18 protein-coding genes and 6 pseudogenes are annotated in these 20174 nt (G+C 69.4%); 9 read left to right on the top strand and 15 right to left on the bottom strand.

What is annotated here, in order from left to right; translation table 11 throughout:
* Window positions 1-52 precede the first annotated feature (52 nt).
* The 4 genes from ACFYXH_RS28990 to ACFYXH_RS28975 form a co-directional block, all read right to left on the bottom strand.
* Window positions 53-529 (bottom strand): hypothetical protein, encoded by a 477-nt coding sequence (locus tag ACFYXH_RS28990; protein ID WP_389568869.1) that lies wholly within the window; start codon window positions 527-529, stop codon window positions 53-55.
* A gap of 112 nt (window positions 530-641) precedes the next feature.
* Window positions 642-1052, bottom strand: coding sequence for a redoxin domain-containing protein (locus tag ACFYXH_RS28985; RefSeq protein ID WP_389568867.1), 411 nt, complete (start codon window positions 1050-1052; stop codon window positions 642-644).
* 199 nt (window positions 1053-1251) lie between these two features.
* Window positions 1252-3081, bottom strand: coding sequence for an AMP-dependent synthetase/ligase (locus ACFYXH_RS28980; RefSeq protein ID WP_389568865.1), 1830 nt, complete (start codon window positions 3079-3081; stop codon window positions 1252-1254).
* 103 nt (window positions 3082-3184) lie between these two features.
* Window positions 3185-3919 (bottom strand): CDP-alcohol phosphatidyltransferase family protein, encoded by a 735-nt coding sequence (locus tag ACFYXH_RS28975; RefSeq protein WP_389568862.1) that lies wholly within the window; start codon window positions 3917-3919, stop codon window positions 3185-3187.
* A gap of 106 nt (window positions 3920-4025) precedes the next feature.
* On the opposite strand from ACFYXH_RS28975, the gene ACFYXH_RS28970 reads away from it, so the two are divergent.
* The 5 genes and pseudogenes from ACFYXH_RS28970 to ACFYXH_RS28950 form a co-directional block, all read left to right on the top strand.
* A complete protein-coding gene (locus tag ACFYXH_RS28970; protein WP_389568859.1) occupies window positions 4026-5018 on the top strand; it encodes a zinc-binding alcohol dehydrogenase in 993 nt (330 codons plus the stop codon).
* 103 nt (window positions 5019-5121) lie between these two features.
* Window positions 5122-5520 carry a 6-pyruvoyl tetrahydropterin synthase family protein gene (locus ACFYXH_RS28965; protein ID WP_385306890.1) on the top strand — a complete coding sequence of 133 codons (399 nt, stop codon included), beginning with the start codon at window positions 5122-5124 and terminating at the stop codon, window positions 5518-5520.
* A gap of 47 nt (window positions 5521-5567) precedes the next feature.
* On the top strand, window positions 5568-6638 hold the full coding sequence (locus tag ACFYXH_RS28960; protein ID WP_389569302.1) for a glycosyltransferase family 4 protein: 1071 nt from the start codon (window positions 5568-5570) through the stop codon (window positions 6636-6638).
* Entirely contained in the window at window positions 6635-7480 is an 846-nt protein-coding gene (locus ACFYXH_RS28955; protein ID WP_389568855.1) for a class I SAM-dependent methyltransferase, read from the top strand. Before ACFYXH_RS28960 ends, ACFYXH_RS28955 begins: the two co-directional genes overlap by 4 nt.
* Window positions 7477-8307: pseudogene (locus tag ACFYXH_RS28950) on the top strand (YbhN family protein); the annotation flags it as partial. The gene ACFYXH_RS28955 and the pseudogene ACFYXH_RS28950, both read left to right, overlap by 4 nt.
* Window positions 8308-8580: 273 nt before the next feature.
* On the opposite strand, the pseudogene ACFYXH_RS28945 reads toward ACFYXH_RS28950, so the two are convergent.
* Both ACFYXH_RS28945 and ACFYXH_RS28940 read right to left on the bottom strand, forming a co-directional pair.
* Window positions 8581-9231 (bottom strand): annotated as a pseudogene (locus tag ACFYXH_RS28945) (RibD family protein); the annotation flags it as partial.
* Window positions 9228-9974, bottom strand: a complete 747-nt coding sequence (locus tag ACFYXH_RS28940) for a creatininase family protein (protein WP_389568852.1) — start codon at window positions 9972-9974, stop codon at window positions 9228-9230. The pseudogene ACFYXH_RS28945 and the gene ACFYXH_RS28940, both read right to left, overlap by 4 nt.
* A 127-nt stretch (window positions 9975-10101) precedes the next feature.
* On the opposite strand from ACFYXH_RS28940, the gene ribA reads away from it, so the two are divergent.
* Entirely contained in the window at window positions 10102-10755 is a 654-nt protein-coding gene (ribA, locus tag ACFYXH_RS28935; RefSeq protein WP_389568850.1) for a GTP cyclohydrolase II, read from the top strand.
* A gap of 15 nt (window positions 10756-10770) precedes the next feature.
* Here ribA and ACFYXH_RS28930 read toward each other — a convergent pair whose 3' ends face one another.
* Together ACFYXH_RS28930 and ACFYXH_RS28925 are read right to left on the bottom strand one after the other, a co-directional pair.
* A complete protein-coding gene (locus ACFYXH_RS28930; RefSeq protein WP_389568847.1) occupies window positions 10771-11391 on the bottom strand; it encodes an L-threonylcarbamoyladenylate synthase in 621 nt (206 codons plus the stop codon).
* 352 nt (window positions 11392-11743) lie between these two features.
* Window positions 11744-12613 carry an alpha/beta fold hydrolase gene (locus ACFYXH_RS28925; RefSeq protein ID WP_389568844.1) on the bottom strand — a complete coding sequence of 290 codons (870 nt, stop codon included), beginning with the start codon at window positions 12611-12613 and terminating at the stop codon, window positions 11744-11746.
* A 287-nt stretch (window positions 12614-12900) separates the two neighbouring features.
* Between ACFYXH_RS28925 and ACFYXH_RS28920 the strand changes: the two are divergent.
* Window positions 12901-13029, top strand: a pseudogene (locus tag ACFYXH_RS28920) (IS481 family transposase); the annotation flags it as partial.
* 72 nt (window positions 13030-13101) lie between these two features.
* On the opposite strand, the gene ACFYXH_RS28915 reads toward ACFYXH_RS28920, so the two are convergent.
* The 5 genes and pseudogenes from ACFYXH_RS28915 to ACFYXH_RS28895 all read right to left on the bottom strand — a co-directional run bounded on the left by ACFYXH_RS28915 (window position 13102) and on the right by ACFYXH_RS28895 (window position 17362).
* The gene (locus tag ACFYXH_RS28915; RefSeq protein ID WP_385309132.1) at window positions 13102-13839 is read right to left on the bottom strand and encodes an SAM-dependent methyltransferase; all 738 of its coding nucleotides are present in this window, start codon (window positions 13837-13839) and stop codon (window positions 13102-13104) included.
* An 18-nt stretch (window positions 13840-13857) separates the two neighbouring features.
* Window positions 13858-15048 (bottom strand): annotated as a pseudogene (locus ACFYXH_RS28910) (glycosyltransferase); the annotation flags it as partial.
* Between the two features lie 116 nt (window positions 15049-15164).
* Complete coding sequence (locus ACFYXH_RS28905) at window positions 15165-15536, bottom strand: cupin domain-containing protein (RefSeq protein WP_389568842.1); 372 nt, start codon at window positions 15534-15536, stop codon at window positions 15165-15167.
* A gap of 81 nt (window positions 15537-15617) precedes the next feature.
* Window positions 15618-16619: a GNAT family N-acetyltransferase gene (locus ACFYXH_RS28900; RefSeq protein ID WP_389568839.1), complete on the bottom strand. Its 1002-nt coding sequence runs from the start codon at window positions 16617-16619 to the stop codon at window positions 15618-15620.
* A 101-nt stretch (window positions 16620-16720) separates the two neighbouring features.
* The gene (locus ACFYXH_RS28895) at window positions 16721-17362 is read right to left on the bottom strand and encodes a hemerythrin domain-containing protein (RefSeq protein ID WP_389568837.1); all 642 of its coding nucleotides are present in this window, start codon (window positions 17360-17362) and stop codon (window positions 16721-16723) included.
* A 243-nt stretch (window positions 17363-17605) separates the two neighbouring features.
* Between ACFYXH_RS28895 and ACFYXH_RS28890 the strand changes: the two genes are divergently transcribed.
* On the top strand, window positions 17606-18499 hold the full coding sequence (locus tag ACFYXH_RS28890) for a LysR family transcriptional regulator (RefSeq protein ID WP_389568834.1): 894 nt from the start codon (window positions 17606-17608) through the stop codon (window positions 18497-18499).
* A gap of 244 nt (window positions 18500-18743) precedes the next feature.
* A pseudogene (locus ACFYXH_RS28885) lies at window positions 18744-18947 on the top strand (hypothetical protein); the annotation flags it as partial.
* 29 nt (window positions 18948-18976) lie between these two features.
* On the opposite strand, the pseudogene ACFYXH_RS28880 reads toward ACFYXH_RS28885, so the two are convergent.
* Together ACFYXH_RS28880 and ACFYXH_RS28875 are read right to left on the bottom strand one after the other, a co-directional pair.
* Window positions 18977-19198, bottom strand: a pseudogene (locus ACFYXH_RS28880) (transposase); the annotation flags it as partial.
* Window positions 19199-19251: 53 nt separating this feature from the next.
* Window positions 19252-19881 carry a class I SAM-dependent methyltransferase gene (locus tag ACFYXH_RS28875; protein ID WP_389568831.1) on the bottom strand — a complete coding sequence of 210 codons (630 nt, stop codon included), beginning with the start codon at window positions 19879-19881 and terminating at the stop codon, window positions 19252-19254.
* Window positions 19882-20174: the final 293 nt, after the last annotated feature.

The raw sequence follows: 20174 nt of genomic DNA, 5'->3' as shown, positions 1-20174 counted from the left end.
GCCAGGCGGTGATCCGTCGAGGGCGCTGCCTCACCGACTTTGAGCCCAGCTCCTACGCGACCTCGGGGTTGAGCGTGTCGAAGTAGACGCAGTCGGTGCCCCGGTCGAAGTGGAAACTTCCCTGGTAGGCCGACTTGGTGATGTGTTGGTCATAGCGGGGGCTGCTCATCCACTCAGGTTGTTCAGGAAGGAATTGCTCCAGCATTTCCGGCACCTTTGACGGGCTGCCGAGGGCAAAGCCGTACGCCGGACTCCTGACGATCGAAGTGGCTGCACCTGCCGGCAGCTGAGCGATTCCGACAACCCGGATCTGAGGATCCTGGTCGGGGATGGGCTCACGTCCGGAGTCGTTCGGGTTGAAGCCGAGCCAATGTGGATCGGCGAGCTGCCCGACGGCACGGAATCGACGCAGCAGGGGTTCAGCGTCTTTGCGCACTCTCTCGCGATCAGGGACGGACGTGTCACCGCTGGCGGCGTAGATGCCAGTCCCGCCGCCCAGCACAGCCACACCACTCAGGACGAACAACATGCGGCGGCTCAGAAAGCTTGGTCTGGTCACTCGCGTTGCCCCCTTGTCCGGAGGGCGGATCTTATCCCGTCGCCCAAGCCTCAACCCGGGGGCGAACAGATCAGCAGCCCAATCAGGCGCCGACCTCCCCGGCGAGGATGTCAAGCCTGTCCAGTTCGTCCAGGACGAGGGCGGCATGCTGCGCGGGGTCCGGGACCGGGTGCAGCAGCGCCCGTACTTCTCCCGAGCGGTCGAGGACAACGGCGGCCCTGGAGAACAGGATCCGGTCGCCCACCTGGACCTCGGGCGCCCCCACGGCGCGGCCGAGCGTCAGTTGGCTGTCACCGATGAGCGGATAGCCGAGGTCGCGCTCCTTTGCGAAGGCGGACAAGTGGCCCGGTGTGTGAGCACTGACGCCCAGTACACGGGCGTCGGCCCGTGCGAAACGCGCCGCGGCGTCGCGCACGGAGCACAGCCCGGTCGTGCAGCCGGCCAGCTCAGGGAGCACCTCTCCGATGCCCGGCTCCGTAATGAAGAACAACACGGTCCACCTGTGATCCGGCGAGGGAACAGCAAATGAGCCTTCGGAGGTCTCGACGATGTGGTCCATGAAGGTCCTTGCTGGTGGTTGTTCGGATGGCGGAACGGAATCAGACCGTCTCCGCCTGCTGCCCAGGTTCTCAGGGGTGAGCATGCAGTGCCGGTTGGATGTCCCGTTCGAATCCGGACCATAAACGACAAGATCAGCGCGTGTACAGCGCGTCGATGTCCGCCGCGTACGCCCCCGCGATCGCCCGCCGCTTGAGCTTCAGCGTCGGTGTCATCAGACCGGCGTCCAGACTGAATTCGTTCGGCAGGATCCGGAACGCCCGGATGGACTCCGCCCTCGAAACCCGGGTGTTGGCCCGCGAGACCGCCCGCTGGATCTGCGCCCGCAGGTCCTCGTCGTCCGTCATCGCCGTTATCTCCGACGGCTGCTTTCCCTTCAGCGCCTGCCAGTGCGCCAGCGCCTCAGGGTCCACCGTGATGAGCGCCGCGATGTACGGCTGGTCGTCGCCCACGATCAGACACTGCGAGATCAGCGGATGGTGGCGCAGCTGCTCCTCCAGGGGCAACGGGGCCACGCTCTTGCCGCCGCTGGTGATGATGACGTCCTTCTTGCGCCCCGTGATGACGAGGTAGCCCTCGTCGTCGAGATGGCCCGTGTCGCCGGTGGCGAACCACCCATCGCGCAGCACCGCTTCGGTGGCCTTGGGGTTGTTGAGGTAGCCGGCGAAGACCGTGTCGCCGCGTACCCACACCTCGCCGTCAGTCGCGATGTGTACCGCGCAGCCCGGAATCGGCCGACCCACCGTGCCGAATCTGACCGCACCGGGCGGCTGGGCCGTGATCCCGCCCGCGGTCTCCGTGAGGCCGTACCCGTCGTACACGGTGATGCCCGTGCCCGCGAAGAACAGCCCCAGCTCCCTCCGCAGCGTCGAGCCGCCGGACACCGCGTTGCGTACCTGGCCGCCCAGTACGGCGCGCAGCTTGCTGTACACCAGGTGGTCGTAAACGGAGTGCAGGACCTTCAAGGTCGGGCTCGGGCCGTGGCCCGAGCCGATGGAGTGGCGTTCCACGGCCTCGGCGTAGCGCACCGCGACGGCCGCGGCCTTGTCGAAGAGGCTGACGCGGCCCGCATCCTCGGCGGTGCGGCGGGCCTTGTGGAAGATCTTCTCGAAGATGTACGGCACGGCGAAGAGGAACGTGGGCTGGAAGGACGCCAGGGCGGGGAGCAGCGTCTCGGGCGTCAGATCCGGCTGGTGGCCGAGGCGGACACCGCCACGCAGACAGGCGACCACGACCATCAGCCCGTAAATATGGGCTACGGGGAGGAAGTTGAGGATCGCGGGCTGCACACCCGGCTCCGCGATGATCCCGCCCCAGCCTTCGAGGAGGATGTCGCATTCGGCGGCGAGATTGGCGTGGGTGATGAGGCAGCCCTTGGGCGTTCCGGTGGTGCCGGAGGTGTAGCAGATCGCGGCGACCTGGTCCGGCAGTACGGCGGCGCGGTGACGGTGGATCAGGTCGTCGTCCATACCGAGGCCCTGGTGGATCAGGGCCGGCACACAGCCCAGGTCCATCTGCCAGATCGCGGACAGCTGGATCTCCGCGTCGGATGCCGCCGCCACGGTCATCGCATGGTTCTCGTGCTCGACCACGATGGCCCGGACCTGGGCGTCGTACAGGATCCAGCGCACCTGCTCGATGGACGACGTGGGGTAGACCGGAACGATCTCTGCGCCGACGGACCACAGAGCGTATGCCAGAACCGTCCACTCGTAGCGAGTACGGGACATCAGCGCGACCCGGTCGCCGAACCGGATGCCGTTGGCCAGGAAACCCTTGGCCACGGACAGGACTTCGTCGCGGAACTGCTCCGCGGTCGTCGGTTCCCAGTCGTCCGACCGTGTCGACGCCCGGCGGGAGAACTGCACCAGGGAGGGGTCGCGTTCAGCGGTTTCGTAGACCGAGTCGGCGAGACTCCCCGACCGCGGAGGTTCGGCACGGCGCGGAGGACCGATACCCGGCATATGGCGTCTCCCTTCCCCGAGTTGGGGCGCCGCACTGTTCAACTCAGGGAGCGAAAGGTACCTGTCGGAAGCACTTTTGCCTAGTTTCGGGGCACATCAAGCGTCAGTCGGCGGTCGGCTCCTGGACCCTGACGCGCCACAGCCACCGTATGTCCCGTCCGAAGGACCAGATCAGCAGCATCAGCGCCATGAGGACCGCCGCGGAAGCTGGCAGAGGCGGGAGGATTCCCGCGCCGGCCACGAGCAGCACGATCCCTTGCATCGCGGCCACCGTCTTACGGGCCGTGCTCGGGGGCAGCGGCCCGTACGACAGCCATGGCATCACCCGGGCCGCCGCCACGAAGGCGTACCGCAGGGCGCCGATCAGCAGCACCCATGGGCCCATCGAGGTGGCGACATAGATGCTGAGCACCAGGATGAGGAACGCGTCGACCTCCATGTCGAAGCGTGCCCCCAGGGCGGACGCCGTGCCGGTGCGCCGGGCGACCTTGCCGTCGACCGCGTCGAGGATCAGTGCCACCGTCGTGAGAGCGACCAGGACCGTGACCGGCGGCGGACTCTCGAAGGAGTCCGCGACCAGCGCGGTCACACCCCCGACGAGCGTCGCGCGGGCCAGTGTGACGCGGTTGGCCGCTCCGAAGGACTGGAGCCACGACCGGCGCAGGGCGCGGGTGAGCACGGCCCAGGTGCCGACCGCGAAGGCCAGGCCCGTCAGCCAGCCCGCGGGCCCCAGACCGATTGCCGTGCCGAGCAGGGTCAACAGGAGGACCTGAGCGCCCGCTCCCACGGCGGTCTCGTGCCGCAGCAGCCTCGTGTCGTACGCGTTGTTCAAGGCCACCGTGCATCCTCCGGCCGAGTGACAGATCCATGAGCGCCGCGTACCGTGTGCGCGGCTTCTTAAAGATCAGTACGCGAATCGTCGCCCGATTGCTCAGGAGACGCCAATGGAACGTGAGGCCCGAGCCTTCTGGCTTCGTTCGCCGGGTCATGGCGAGATGCGGGATGTCCGCCTGCCGGAGCCCGGCGATGGCGACGTTGTGGTGCGCACCCTGTTTTCCGGTGTGAGCCGTGGAACGGAGACCCTTGTCTTCCGTGGCGGCGTGCCGGAGAGCCAGCACTCCACGATGCGGGCACCGTTCCAGGACGGCGACTTCCCCGGGCCCGTCAAGTACGGCTATCTCAATGTCGGCCTTGTAGAAGAAGGACCGCGGCACCTGCTAGGCCGAACGGTGTTCTGCCTCTACCCGCACCAGACCCGGTACGTCGTCCCCGCGAGCGCCGTGACGCCCGTCCCGGACAACGTCCCCGCCCCGCGAGCGGTGCTGGCCGGCACGGTGGAGACCGCGGTGAACGCCCTGTGGGACGCCGCGCCCCTGATCGGCGACCGTATCGCCGTCGTGGGAGGGGGCATGGTCGGCTGCAGCGTCGCCGCCGTCCTGGCCCAGTACCCGGCCGTGCGCGTCCAACTGGTCGACGCGGACCCTCAGCGCGCCGGCATCGCCAGGGCGCTCGGCGTCGACTTCGCGCTCCCCGAGGAGGCCGCGGGCGACTGCGATCTTGTCGTCCACGCCAGCGCCACGGAGGCAGGACTCGCGCGTTCACTGGAACTCCTCGCCCCGGAGGGGACGGTTCTCGAACTGAGCTGGTACGGCGACCGGCGGATCAGCCTGCCGCTGGGCGAGGCCTTCCACTCCCGCCGCCTGGTCGTGCGCAGCAGCCAGGTCGGGACGGTGTCCCCGGCCCGTAGCTCCCGCCGGACCTTCGCCGACCGGCTCGCGATCGCGCTCGACCTGCTCGCCGACCCCGCCTTCGACGCACTGGTCACCGGTGAATGCGCCTTCGACGAACTGCCGGAGGTGCTGCCGAGGCTCGCCTCCGGAGAGCTGCCCGGGCTGTGCCACCGCGTTCTGTACGACGACGCCGCAGATCCGGCCTGAACAAGCTGCAGATCTGGCCTGAACAAGGAGGCCAGGTCGGCCGTACTACACGACAGGCCCCGGCAAAAAAGGGCCGGACGCGCCGCACCTGGAGGGTCGCCCGTTGTTCAGCATCACCGTCCGTGATCACATCATGATCGCTCACAGCTTCCACGGAGAGGTCTTCGGACCCGCGCAGCGCCTGCACGGAGCGACGTTCCTCGTGGACGCCACCTTCCGCCGCGCCGAGCTGGACGCCGACAACATCGTCGTCGACATCGGACTGGCCACTCAGGAGCTCGGGACCGTCGTCGGCGAGCTGAACTACCGCAATCTCGACGACGAACCCGACTTCGCCGGCACCAACACCAGTACGGAATTCCTGGCCAAGATCATTGCCGACCGCCTCGCCGACCGGGTGCACGCAGGGGCACTGGGCGAGGGCGCCCGCGGCCTGGCCGGCATCGCGGTCACCCTGCACGAATCGCACATCGCCTGGGCGAGTTACGAGCGCACCCTGTGAACCGCGCCGCCGTTACCACCGTGACCGCACGCTCCGTGCACATCGTGATGCCCGGCGGCGTCGACGACCCGGCCGCGCCGAGTGGCGGCAATGTCTACGACCGCCGCGTGTGCCGGGACCTGCCCGGCATCGGCTGGCAGGTCCACGAGCACACCGTTGCGGGCAGCTGGCCACAGCCCGGAGCGGCCGCTCGCGCCGAGCTGTCCCGCATCCTGGCGGAGGCGGCGGACGGCACCGTCGTCCTCCTCGACGGACTCGTCGCCTGCGCCGTTCCCGACATCGTCGTCCGCGAGACCGAACGGCTGCGCCTGGTGGTACTGGTGCACCTGCCGCTGGGCGACGAGACAGGACTCGTCCCCGCCCGGGCGGCGGACCTGGACGCCCTGGAGCGCGAGACTCTGCGCGCCGTTCCGGCGGTCGTGGCGACCAGCAACTGGGCGGGCCGCCGGCTCGTGGCCCACCACCGGCTCGCCTCCGGCCGAGTCCATGTCGCTGCCCCCGGCGCCGACATCGAGCCTTCGGCGCCCGGCACCGACGGAGCCTCGCGGCTGCTGTGCGTCGCCTCGGTGACCCCGCGCAAGGGGCAGTACCGGCTGGTGAAGGCACTTGCGGCCGTCGCGGACCTGCCCTGGACCTGTGTATGCGTCGGCGGCCTCGACCAGGATCCCGGCTATGTCGCCAGTCTGAGGGAGCTGATCGAGAAGTACGGTCTCGGCGACCGGGTCCACCTCGTCGGACCGCAGGCCGGCGCGGAGCTGGACGCGAGCTACGCCGCCGCCGACCTCATGGTGCTCACCTCGTACGCCGAAACGTACGGCATGGCTGTGACCGAGGCGCTCGCGCGCGGTATTCCCGTGCTGGCGACGGCCGTCGGCGGGCTCCCGGAGGCCGTCGGGCGCGCGCCCGACGGCAGCGTGCCGGGCATGCTCGTACCGTCGGAAGACCCCGCGGCACTCCCGACGGCGCTGCGTCGCTGGTTCGGCGAGCCCGGCCTGCGCCGCCGGTTGAAGACGGCCGCACGCGACCGGCGCACCGCGCTGGACGGTTGGGAGACGACGGCGCGGAATCTGGCCGGCGCGCTCGAACAACTCCGACTCGAACCCCGGAGGGCCGCGTGAGTACGACCGACGCGCCTGGTTATGCACCCGAGTGGCTGGAGCTGCGGGAGGGCGCCGACGCCGACGCCCGCGCAGCCGGGCTCCTCGAGCCGCTCCAACACTGGTTGGCGGGCCAGGAGCGAGGGGCCGACGGGATCGTGATCCGCGATCTCGGCTGCGGCACCGGCTCCATGGGACGCTGGCTCGCACCCCGGCTGAACGGTCCCCAGCACTGGATCCTGCACGACCGCGACCCCGTTCTGCTCGACCTGGCCGCCGTGCGAACGCCCCGTACGGCGGCAGACGGCAGCCGCGTGACGGTGGCGACCGAACGAGGTGACATCGACCGCCTGACCGCGGAAGACCTGGACGGCGCCTCGCTGTTGACGGCCTCCGCTCTGCTGGACGTGCTCACCCGCGACGAGGTGGACGGGATCGCCGCGGCCTGCGCGGAAGCCGGCTGTCCGGCCCTGCTGGCCCTCTCCGTGGTGGGGCGGGTCGAGCTGACACCGGCCGATCCGCTGGACGCGGAGTTCGCCGACGCGTTCGACGCCCACCAGCGCCGCAGCGGGCTGCTGGGACCCGATGCCGTGTCGGTGGCCTCCGTGGCCTTCGCACGGCAAGGGGCGATGGTACGGGTGCTGGCCAGCCCGTGGCGGCTCGGCGCCGATGAGTCGGCGTTGATGGCGGAGTGGCTACGGGGCTGGGTCGGCGCGGCCTGTGAGGAGCGCCCGGCCCTGGCGCAGCGCGCCGACGCGTATCTGCGCCGCCGCCTGGAGGCGTGCGCGGCGGGGGAGTTGCGGGTGGTGGTGTACCACAGCGATCTCCTGGCGCTGCCCCGGCCTGCGGGCGGTACATCATGAGCGCGCAGACGGTCCGGGCCCGGGTCGGCACGATCGCCGGAGCGGGCATCCTCGCGGTGCTGGTGTGGCGTCTTGGCACCGGCGCATTCCTGGACGGGCTGAGCAGGATCGACGGCCCGACCCTCCTGGCCGCTCTCGGACTCGGCCTGCTCACCACCGTGTTCAGCGCCTGGCGCTGGCGCCTCGTCGCCCGCGGCCTGAGTATCCGGCTGCCACTGGGCCGGGCAGTCGCCGACTACTACCGGGCCCTGTTCCTGAACGCGGCGCTGCCCGGCGGCGTACTCGGCGATGTGCACCGCGCGGTGCGGCACGGGCAGAACACGGGTGACGTCGGCCGCGGCGTGCGCGCGGTCGTCCTCGAACGGACCGCGGGCCAGCTGGTCCTGATCGCGGTCGGCGTGACGGTACTGGTCGCCCAGCCGTCCCCGGCCCTGGCTCAGACCCATCACCTGGCCACGTCGCCGGTGATCGCTCTGGCCCTCGCCGTGGTGGGCGGGCTGATGATCACCGTGGCCGTACGTCTCGGCAGGAAGCCGGTCACATCCCGATGGCGCCGGGCAGTCCGAGCCGCGCTGGCCGAAGCGCGGCTCGGACTGCTCGCCCGCAGAAGCTGGCCGGGAGTGGTGATGTCGTCCGTCGTGGTGCTCGCGGGGCACCTCGGCACATTCCTTCTCGCCGCCCGGGCAGCGGGGTCAACGGCTCCGTTCGCCCAGCTCGTGCCCCTGATGGTGCTGGCCCTGCTTGCCATGGCGCTGCCGCTGAACGTCGGTGGCTGGGGCCCCAGGGAAGGCGTCACCGCCTGGGCCTTCGGCGCCGCCGGCCTGGGCGCCGCCCAGGGGCTGACCGTCGCCGTGATCTACGGAGTGCTCACCTTCGCCGCGAGCCTGCCCGGTATCGGGGTGATCGCCGGTCAGTGGCTCGCCCGTCTGCGGCGCCCGCAACTCCAGCTCGAAGAGCGTGTCCTCGCCGAGGACGGCGCGTCGCACCGGCGGGCGAAGGGCGTCCCGCATCACCGGCTGACCGGCGAAGCGGAGCCCCGGGACGCCGTCGCCGAGCAGAACCGGTGCCACGGTGACGTAGAGCCGGTGCAGTGCCCCCTCGCCCAGGAAACGCGACACGGTGACACCGCCGCCCTCGATCAGCACCCGGCCAAGGCCGCGCCGGGCGAGCGCCTGCACCAGCCGGTTCGGGGCGAACGCGTCGCTGTCCGGCAGCGTCAGGATGTCGACGCCGTCCGGAACGGCCTCGCGGTGGTCACTGCCCGCGCCCACCACCCACAGGGTCGGTGCTGCCCCGTCGGTGAACACCCGGTGACTCAGCGGTACGCGGCCGTGCGGATCGACGACGACGCGCACCGGGTTGGCCCCGGGGCAGGCACGCACGGTCAGTTGGGGGTCGTCGGCGACAGCGGTGCCTGCCCCGACGACCACCGCGTCGGCGAGCGCACGCAGGCGGTGCAGATGGCAGCGGTCCTCCTCGCCGGTGACATAGTCGGCGTCGCCGGTACGGGTCGCGATGAACCCGTCCAGGCTCTGCCCGAGTTGGGCGAAGGCGAGGTGCGGACCGGCCAGGCACAGCGGCAGATAGCGGTCGGCGAGCAACTCCGCCTCGCGCGAGGCCTCCTGCCTCCAGCGCCGTCCGCCGTCCGCTCCCCGGACCAGCCCGGCGGCCTCGGCGTCCGGCTCGGACCGGATGCCCCGCAGCCGCTCCCAGGCCTCTGCCGCGTCGAGTACGGTGCTGCGGCCGGTCATCGCGTCTCCCGCGGGGTGAGAAGTGAGACGTACTCACCGAAGGAGTCGACAAGTCCGGCCAGCAGCTCCTTTCCCTTCTCGGCGGACGCCATTGACGGACGGCCGATGACACCGGACTCCGTATAGGAAGGCATGCCCAGAGTGAGTAGGTGCTTACGGTCGTCGGCAAGGAAATCGGCGGTTTCATAACCGGAGCGGACGAGTTCGGGGTGGGCGTGCAGCAGAATCGATGTCTCCAATTCACCCGCGTGCATATCGCTGTGCGACGGGGTCTGGACACCAGCCCTGACCCGTGCCGCATCCCAGTCCGCCGAGCCCGGGAAAAGCGCCATAGGGATCCCGCTGCCGGCGGATTCCTGAACCACATTGCGCAGTACGTAATTTCCGCCGTGCCCATTCACCAGAATCAGGGCGCCGACACCGGACCGGCGGAGCGAGTCGGCAATGTCCCGTACGACGGCGTAGAGGGTCGCGGCGGAAATGCTGACAGTTCCGGGCCAGGCAGCATGCTCGTGCGAGCAGGAGAACGTCAGCGGAGGAAGGAGGTGAACCGGATGGGCGGCAGCGACCTCCCCGGCGATGGTGGAGGCGATGATCGTGTCTGTCACCAGGGGGAGAAACGCCCCGTGCTGCTCGAAGCTGCCGATGGGAAGGACGGCGACATCGGCCCGCCGGGTCCTCACGTCCTCCGTGGAGTCCAGTGGCCACAGGCCCCATGGCTGTGGCGTTCCCGAACCGCTCATGTCTTTCCGGCCTTTCGTTGTGCACTCTGCGCGCCCGTGGTCGAACGTGATGAAACGGGCAGCCAGTTGATGTACCTTCGCCATTTTCCCTCACACTGCCAGAAGTTTGCCAGATAGGATCAGGGTCATGACAGAAAGTGATGGCGTGCTCGTTGACAGTGTTCGTCCATCAGGTGTCGAACGAGTGGTGGAAGTGCGGCTGGCCACCATGCACGGCGAGTTTCTCGCTATCGGCTACCTGGACCGCGAAAGCGGCGATGAACAAATGGTGCTGGTATACGGCGATATCGAGAGAGACGGAGCGCTGACCCGTGTGCATTCCGAGTGTCTGACCGGAGATGTCTTCGGGTCCAAGCACTGTGAATGCGGCGACCAATTGTCCGCCGCGCTGCACACCATCGTGACGGAGGGGCGCGGCATTCTCGTCTATCTCCAGGGGCACGAGGGCCGAGGGATCGGTCTGTTGGGCAAGCTCCGGGCGATGAAGCTCCAAGCGGAGGGTCTCGACACGGTCGAGGCGAATCTCGCCCTCGGGTTCCCGGCCGACGCCCGCGACTACCGGGTCGCGGCGGACATCCTGCACGACCTCGGTGTGCAATCCGTGCGGCTGCTGTCGAACAACCCGCTCAAGAGCGAAGCGCTGCTGCGGTACGGCATCAAAATCGCCGAGCCGGTTCCGCTGCTGATTCCGCCGCGCGAAGAGAACATGGCCTACTTGTGGACCAAGCGGGAACGCCTCGATCACTTCTTGCCGCACTTGGACGGCGCGGCCGACGGTTAGGGGTTGTCCTCGCGGCTACTCGAACCGCTTGGTGTCGCCTGCCCCTCGGCGAACGATCTCGAGTTCGCCGCCGGAGAAGTCGATGACCGTGGTCGGCTCGGTGCCGCAGTCGCCCGAGTCGACCACGGCGTCCACCACGTGGTCGAGTCGTTCCTTGATCTCCCAGCCCTGTGTCATCGGCTCGTCCTCGTCGGGCAGGAGCAGGGTGCTGGAGAGCAGCGGCTCACCGAGGTCGGCGAGCAGAGCCTGAGCAACGACATGGTCAGGAATCCGGACTCCGACCGTCTTCTTCTTCGGGTGCAGCAACTGGCGCGGCACCTCCTTCGTCGCAGGCAGGATGAAGGTGTAACTGCCGGGCGTCGCTGCCTTGATCGCGCGGAACACGTCGTTGTCGATGTGCACGAACTGACCCAGCTGCGCGAAGTTCTGGCACACAAGGGTGAAGTGGTGACGATCGTCGAGGTTCCGGATCGACCGGATCCGGCTGATGCCGTCACGACTGCCCAGCTGGCATCCCAATGCGTAGCAGGAGTCTGTCGGGTACGCGACGAGCGCGCCGGATCGAATGCTGTCGGCCACATTGCTGATGGTGCGCCGCTGAGGATTCTCGGGGTGCACATCGAAGTACTTCGCCATTCACCGAGTCTAGTGGCCCGTTCCGTAAATGATCTCCGACTGGGTGCGGGCATGGCCGAGTGGCTTGTGACCGGGCGGTCTGTCCGGCGAGATTCCCGGGCGCCGCGACCAGCAGCAGCATGTCCTCCAGGGGCCGGCCCCAAATCCGGCCCCTGGAGGACATTGCTGGCTCCCTCGCGCGCAGCACGGTCTCCGGCTTGCAGAACCCGGCGCGGAGCCCGGGTGACGGCCTCGGTGAAGGCTGTCACCCGGTAGCGGCGTCCGATCTCAGTGCCGGGGCGGTCGTGGGTGCGCCCACATGAGCACTCTCGTTCCTCGTCCCACCACCACCGAACCGCTCACGCCATTCCGATCACGCCTGAGCGGACGGGGCCGGGAGCGTGGCGAGTTCGCCCAGGACGCGGGCCGCCGGCGCGGGGTCGACCAGCCACTTCAGGTGGCTGCCCTCCAGTGTGCGGACGTCGTACGGGTTGTCAGGCGTCAGCTCGTTGCCCTCGCGGATCAGGCGGTCCTGTATGGCGAGAGGCAGGCTCGTGTCATCGGCCAGGCGGATGTAGGTCTTGGGGATGCGGCCCCAGGTCGCGGCCTGCGCCCGGTCGGCGGAGCCGCCGACGTCCAGGTTCTCGTCGGGCTGGAAGGTGTTCAGGAAGGTGTGGAACTGCTCGTCGGTGCCGTCGGCGAAGAAGGCCGCCTTGAACGCCGCGAGCGAGTCCGGGTTCGCGGTGCGGAAGTTGACGCGGAGCAGGCCGAGGTCGGCAGGGTTCCCGGCCAGCGCCGAAGCGAAGGCGGCGGGGTCGACCGTGGCCATCTCCGGCTCGGTGTAGTAGTCGTTGATGTCGAGGTGGACCGGGCACCAGGCCGAGACGTAGACGATGCGGTCGATCAGATCCGGGCGTGCGTTGGCCGCGGCCGTGACCGTGACACCGCCCCGGCTGTGGGCGACGAGGATCACGGGGCCGTTCCGCCTGGCCCGTTCGAGGATCCCGATGAGGTGCGCGACGTTGTCGGCGAGCGTGACGCCCTTGATCGAGCCGGGCGCGGTGGCGAGCCCCTCGGGGTCCTGCGGTGACTGATAGGCGCGGGTGAAGGTCGCCTGGAACCCGTGGCCGGGCAGGTCGACGGCGACCGAACGGTGCCCGAGGAGGCCGAGTTCGGCCTGGAGGGGCGCGAAGGAGAAGGAGTTCGCGAAGGCTCCGTGCACCAGTACGAACGTCGGTTGCATCTGTGTACTCACTTTCCGGCCGCCGCGGTTCGGCGTCGGCCATGGCGAGGCCCGGCGCGGGCGAGCCGACTCAGGGCCGAGGAACGGGCCCACGTCCGCCGCACACCGTCCCCCGCTGCGGGGGACGTCTTCGTGCGTGGAACGCGTCACTCGGCCAAGTGCGGTCAACCGCTGCGCCTGGCGGGCATGGGGTGGACATTCGTTTGATGTCCCAAGATTCACATTGTCCAGCGGAAGATCATCCGCACTACTGCCTACACATGGGTCCACCGGCTGCGGACCCACCGAAACCCGACCCGGCCCGTATCGGGTCGATCCTGGGCATGCCGGCCTCGACCGTGCTCCGGATTCCGGTCCGCCACGGCCTGAACCGCCTGGCTTCCCCGACCGACCCCCACGGCATCACCGTCGAACGGGTCCTGACCGACAACGGCTTCTGCTCAACCGCACCCTGCTCGACGAATGGGCTTGCCGGCGGCCCTACGCGATCAATCCGAAGTTTGACGCAGGACCAGGCAGAGAAAGCCGAAGCTGTCCCGGTACCCGCGCAGCCACTGCGAACGCTGGGCGGTGGCCGTCTCCAGCACCTGTGCGCCAGCCGGATCGGCAGGGTGGTCCAGAGCCCATGAGGCCAGCGAGCCCCAGCAAGCCCACTCGTAGGCGTCCAGCTCACTGCGGGTGCTGACATGGCCGTGGACAGGGGTCCATCCGTCGGCGACGACGCGGTCCACCGTGGTCGCCAGGTCGGCGAGGTCACCGAACATCTCGACGGCCGCCGGCGAAGGGGCGCGGTCCCAGAACGACTCACCGATCAGAACGCGGCCTCCGGGAGCCAGGTGCTTGCGGGCCGCCGCGAGGGTGGGGAGAAGACCGCCGAAGGCATGCGTGGCGCCGACGCTGATCACCAGGTCGAACGGCTGTGGAGAGCCGAAGTCCGCGGCCTCCTGCTGGTGGAGGACCAGGCGCTCGTCGACTCCGAGTTTGCTCGCTGCCTGGCGGGCCTGCGTCAGGGCGACTTCGGAGACGTCGACGCCCTCGGCGTGCAGGTGCGGGCGCGTCGCCAGGGCGCGCAGAAGCCACTCCGCTGTGCCGCATCCGAGGTCGAGCACTCGCTCGTCGCCTCGCGGGAGGCCACGTTCGAGCAGCCGGCTGACCGAGTCGTCGTCGAGCGGAGATTTTATCGGGTGGTCGGCATGGGCGATCATGGAGATCTGTTCGCGGCTCACCGGCGCGGCGTGCCCCGTGTCGAGGAGCAGCTTCGCGGCCACCGCCGTCCCGTCGGTGCGGATCGTGCCGGCGACGGCCTTCGCCCGTGCTTCCGTCTCGGGGGTCAGGGCCGTCCTGAGTGCGGCTGACAGGGACTCGAAGGTCGGGGTCGGGCCGTCGTGTGCCGCGCCGATGCCCAGGTCGGCCACGCGGGCGGCCCAGTGCGGCTGGTCCACGAACTGGGGCACCACCACCTGGGGTGCACCGGCTCGGGCGGCGGTGGTCGTAGTGCCTGCGCCGCCGTGGTGTACGACGGCCGCGACCCGGCGGAACAGGGACTGGTGGTTGACGTCGCCGACGGCGAAGCAGTCGTCCGAGTCGTCCACCAGGCCCAGGTCTGCCCAGCCGCGGGAGACGAGCACGCGACGGCCCTGCGCGCGGGCCGCCTCGACGGTTGTCCGGGCGATGTCGGTGGCTGTGCTCATGGGCATGCTGCCGAAGCCGACGTACACCGGTGGGGTGCCGGCGTCCAGGAACGTCTCCAGATCGGCGGGCAGGGGGCGTTCGTCGGGCAGGATCCACGCGCCGGTCTGCACGAGGTCGAGGTTCGTCAGTTGCTGCCACGGGCCCAGGACCGGGTCCACCGCCAGCCACGGCCGTTCGGTGAAGACGTGGTCGCGGACGTTGTCCACCGGTGCAAGGCCGATCGCCGCGCGGTGGGCGTTGAGGGGCTGGAGGTATAGGGCGTTGACCTTCTGGGCGTCCAGGTCCCACAGGGCCTGGTTGTCGGTCATGTCGGGCGGAGCCGACGGGCCGGGCCGCGGCGACGGTCGGTAGTGCGCGGAGGGCATCTCGAACGGGTGGAAGCCCGCGTACACGTAGCGGATGCCCAGCTTCTCGGCCACCGAGCGGGCGCCGGCCGGCATCAGACCGCTCGCCACCAGCACGTCACAGTCCTCGGCCGCCTTGCCGACCGTGTCGAAGTGCGCGGCGACCAGCTCGGCCGCGAACGCGGCCGCGTCCGACGGGGGCGCTCCCGTCCGCAGCGCGCGCACGTCCCGCCCGAAGGGCACCAGTTCCGCGCCGACACCGGCCAGCAGTTCCGCGAACTCCTCGTCCGGCGGTGCGCACACGCGTACCTCCGCGCCGAGTTTCCGCAACTGCGCCGCCAGTCCCGCCAGCGGCGCGATGTCGCCGCGCGATCCGTACGCCATCAACAGCACACGCATGTCGTGTTTCTCATTCCTGTGGATGCCGGCCTCGGCCGGCGATGGTGCGGCAGGATCCGGGTCTTCCGGGTCTTGCCTCGGGCCCCTTGGGGCGGGTTCGTGTCGGGCGGTGGTGATCAGCGGGCCCAGGGCAGTTCGCGGGTGCCTTCGGTTCCGGGTACGGAGGCGAGGGCGTCGCAGTGCATCGCGACGTGGGCCTCGGCCCGCTCCGGGGCGTGGATCCGGCGCAGGAGTCCGGAGGGCAGGATGAAGGTCTGGCCGGCCAGGACCTTTTGGGTGTGGCCGTCGCAGGTCACTTCCAGGGCGCCCGCGGTGACCGTCCAGACCTGTTCACGAGTGACGGAGTGCTCGGGGCCGGTTGCCCCGGCGTCCATGCTGACCGTCCAGGTGCTGAGTTCGGTGCTGCCGCGGCTGGGAGCCGCCAGGCCGGTCATGGTGGCGTTCGGGGAGACGGTGACGTTGTCGTTCGACGGAGTGATGACGCGCATACGGGGTGCTCCTCGGTGGCGTTCGGGGACGGGACGGGGCGGGGCGGGAGGCGAGGGAAGGGAAGGGGCCCGTGGGTGAGGTCAGGTCGCGGGCACGTCGAGCTGGAACTCGCGGGTGCGCCGGTAGGAGCGGAATCCCAGTCGGTGGTTGACGGCCAGCATGTGGACGTTGTCGTCGGCGTTGTCCGTCTCGATCTCGACGACGCCTGGATGCTCGGCGCGCAGACGCCGCACCATGGCGGCCTTGACCCACAACCCAAGGCCGTGGCCGCGGTGCGCGGGCACGACCGCCGTGTCGTACTGCTGGGCACGCGGGCCGGAGCCCTGGGGGAGCAGGATCTCGGTGTAGCCGGCCATCGTGCCGTCGTCGTGGACTGCCGCGATGGTCAGCAGTGTGTCGCCGCGGTCGGCGATCACCTTGGCCATGGCGCGGACGCGGTCGGCGTCCCACGCCACGCTGCCGTAGTCCAGGTCGCCGACGGGCATGTCGTTCATCGCGTTCTTGGCTGCGGCGAAGGCGTCGGCGAGCTCGTCGGGAACCGTGCCGGTCCAGCGGGCCAGCCGGTAGCCGGGGGGCGCGGTATCGGCGATCTGCGGCAGGTCGGCCTCGGGCAGCTCGTCGAGGCGCAGTATGAGGTGATCCAGGGTGAGTGCCCGGCGGAAGCCCCACCGTTCACTGAAGGCTTCGCCCGGGCTGTCGGCCGCGGCTGCCGCGATGAGGCTACGCCGGTTCTCGGTGAGGCAGGCCGCCACGACCGCCGACAGCAGGAGGGAGCCGGTTCCCAGACGCCGGTGTGCGGGGTCGACGTGCAGTTCCAGTTCGGACAGGTGCTCCTGGCCCGGGGAGGTGAACACCCGCAGGCCGGCGACTCCGACGGGGACGTCGTCCGCCCCGATGGCCAGCCAGGTCAGTCGGCGGCTGCCCAGAGCGGGCTGGGTGAGCTGGGCGTGGATCTGTCCGGGGTCGGGGGTCGGTACTCCGGGCAGGTCGTGGGCCATCGAGGTCGCGACGACCTGATGCCACGCGGCGGCCTCGGCGACCGAGACGCGTTGGAGCGGAATGACATGTACAGATTTGGACAAAGTGATGGCTTTCGTGGTCGAGTCGGTCGTACTTCGGGATGCCACGAGGGCGTGCTCGCGTCGGCCGATGGACCGCCAGGGCGGCGGCTCATGAGGCTGCGTCAGGCCGTAGTGCCCGGACTCCAGCGGTCGAGAACGGCGTACGCCGGGATCCACCGGGCGGTGCAGGCGGCGTACGCGGGTGCGGGCAGTCGGGCGAGGAGCCTCACCGCTGTCGGTTCATCGGCGCCGTCCAGCAGCCACGGCAGCAGCAGCGGTGCGTCCTGGTCGATGTGCTGGGCGTGGACCCGGCTGAAGTGTCCCCACTGCTCGGCTGTCAGCACCCGCTGGATCAGCGGGAGCGCCGCTTCCTCCTCGTGCTTGAGGTGGCCGGCCAGGCCGCGGGTCAGCGCGTCGGCAAGCTGGCCCAACCGCAGCGAGCCGGCACCGGGGTCGGTCAGCGCGCCGTCGATGGCCTGGATCACCGGGGTGATGGCGGCATGTTCGGCCTCCATCACCTCCAGCAGCGCCAGGTCCTTCGGCCGGCCGGCCAGATTCTGCCGCAGCGACGGCCACAGTGCGTCGTCCTCGGCCGTGTGGTGGGCATGGAGAGCCTTCTTGAACAGCGTCCATCCGGCTGCGGTGGCCAGCACCTGCCGCGGGTCACGGTCCGCGGCGGTGGTGACCCGGTCCAGATGGGCCAGTTCCCGGCGCAGGGCATCATGCATCGCGTACATCACGGTCAGGTCGATGGCGTCGCTCATGGGCAGTTCCAGGACGTTCGGGTGTGCTCACCGACCACAGCGTTGACGTGGCTGAAGGCGAGACACGCCGATAACAGGACGAAGGCGTTGGCGGGGCACCTCATCCCGTCCGACCGTACGAATGGGGAGTTTTGCACGCGTGACTGCATGCCTCAAACAATCTTGCGGTTCGCGCGTATGATCAAGGAACACTTGTGCGCGGTTCGATAACCGCTGGGTTATCGACGAAGGGCCGGGGGGCCGGTGGAGCTGCGGGACATCGAGATCTTCCTGGTGCTGGCCGAGGAGCTGCATTTCGGCCGGACCGCACAGCGGCTGCACGTCTCCCAGGCACGCGTCAGCCAGGCCATCAAGAAACAGGAGCGGCGCATCGGCGCCGAGCTCTTCACCCGCACCAGCCGCACGGTGCGCCTGACCGAGGTCGGCCGACAGTTCCGCGACGACCTGCAACCGGTCTACGCGGGCCTGCACGAATCCCTGGAGCGGGCCCAGCTGGCGGCCCGCGGCATCACCGCACAGCTCCGCGTCAGCCTGCTGCCCTTCAACGTCGCCGATCTGCACCCCTACTGGAAGGCGTTCCGCGCGCGGTACCCGCACTGGGGACTCCAGATCCGTCAGGCAACCTTCACCGATGTGTTCGGCCAGCTCCGCAGCGGTGCCATGGACGTCGTGGTCGCCTGGCTGCCGGTGGAAGAGCCGGACTTCACCGTCGGGCCGACCCTGTGCACCGACTCCCGGATCCTTGCCGTGGCCGCCGCCCACCGGCTCGCGGGACGGGACTCCGTGCCACTGGAGCTGCTCGCTGACTTCCCGCACGGCACTGCCCTCGGCCTGCCGGACTACTGGGAGAACAGCTACCTGCCCTTCCACACCCCACGAGGCCGTACGATCGAGCGCCTCACGTCCGCGGCCTCGGACACCGCCGATGAGCTGATCAGTCACGTCGGCATGGGCGAGATCATCCACACCTTCCCCGGCCATGTCACCAGGTACTGGGGCATGTCGAACATCCGATGGCTTCCCGTCCCCGACATGGCCACCATGAACTTCGCCCTGGTCTGGCGGACCGAAGCCGAGAATGACCTCATTCGCGCTCTGGCCGACACGATGCGAGATCTCGGCGTGTTCCGGTTCTGACGAGACGTGCGGCGTGAGGTGGACGTACCTGCGGGCCGTGCGCACGCGTGCGCCCGTCGACTGCTCCCGTCGACCGGCAGCCCGGCCGTCAGCGGTGCGAGGTGTTCAACCCCGGCTTTTGGGCGGCGGGGCGGAGGTCCGGGACAACCCCGCTGACTGGGCCCCCGTCTGGCTGAAGTCGAACAACACCCCCATCATCCGAGCCTTCGCCCACACCGCTCAGGAAATCGGCAACTGCATCGCGGAGTCCGCGCGGCAGCTGGAGGTGTAAGACCGGATCATCGAGCGGTTCGGCGGAGCGGGTGGCGGTGACCGGCATGCCGGAGACCTACCGCGCCTGGCACGCCCTGCGCGACACGGGCCTGGCTCTGGGTATTGCGCCACAGGTGATCGACCGGATTGCGAAGGCTTTCCCCACATCCGGGCCTGTGACATCCGCGATGCGCTGGTGACGCCGCAGGGGCGGGCCCACACCGTCCAGGTTCCGTCAGCCGACCACAGCCGGTGCCGTTCGTAGACCGTCTTCCACGGGCCGAACCGTTCGGGGAGGTCACGCCACTGAACGCCGGTTCGCACGCGGTGCAGAATCCCGTCGATCACCTGGCGGTGGTCCCGCCGGCGGCCGCAACGCCCGTTGCTGACCGGCAGGAACGGGCGCAACCGTTCCCACTCGGCATCACTCAGATCACCCCGCTCCATGTCCACAACAACGACTTGGACGCGGAGCAATCACATGATCGGCCGTACAAGTCCTAGTGGAGGCGGGCCAGCAAGTGGGCGTCGAGGAAGCCCCGCTCGGAGGCCGGGTCGTGGAGCAGCCGAGCGACCGTGACGAGCCCGGCCCCGGCCAGCAACTCGGCGAACCGGTCGACCGGCCAGCTATAGGCGGGCGTCACCTTGTGATCGAAGCGGACCGGCTCTGGTCCCTCGGTCGCGAAGAACGAGACCAGGAGCAGGCCCCCTGGTGCCAGGACACGCACCTGCTCGGCGAGCAGCGCGGGGAGTTCCCCAGGCGGGGTATGGATCATCGAGTAGTGGGCCAGCACTCCGCCGAGCGCGCGGTCCTCGACCGGCAGGGCCTCCATTCGCGCCTCGTCGAACCGCAGCGCTGGATGGGCCCGCCGGGCGTGGTCGACCATGGCCGGGGAGAGGTCGAGCCCGAAGGTGTCCAGCCCCAAGTCGTGCAGCATGGCCGTCAGATGTCCCGGCCCGCACCCGACATCGGCTGCCCGCAGGTTCCCCGTTCCGCGCACAAGCTCGGCGAAGATGCCGACCATAGCCCGCGCGAAAGGCTGCGTCTCCAGCCGATCAGCGAACATCGACGCATAGAGCTCGACGATCCCGTCGTAGGCCGCCCTGGTCTCGTCCTGGTGTTCCACCACGGGAAAGAAGCTAACACCCGCGCCGTTCGCAGCCGTTCTCCGGCCCCGTACCGACCCCCACCTCCAGGGACTGACCGTCCCGTCACATGATCACGGGACAGGCCCTAGTAGTTCGGAGAAGGCAGCTGCCGAGCGTCTTGAGGGTGTCGGCGGAGTGCGCTTGTTCCGCGTAGGTGCGCTATTCCTGTGCAGAGCCGCGGCAGAAGCCGTGCGGGCGCGGGTGAGTGTGCCGAGGCGCGGTAGTTGTCACAACCTGCGATCTCCCACGAGCAAGGCACCGTGGGTGTCGCCGG

Source organism: Streptomyces sp. NPDC002730, from assembly GCF_042888805.1.
GTDB lineage: Bacteria > Actinomycetota > Actinomycetes > Streptomycetales > Streptomycetaceae > Streptomyces.
This window is presented reverse-complemented; position numbering and strand designations above follow the sequence as displayed.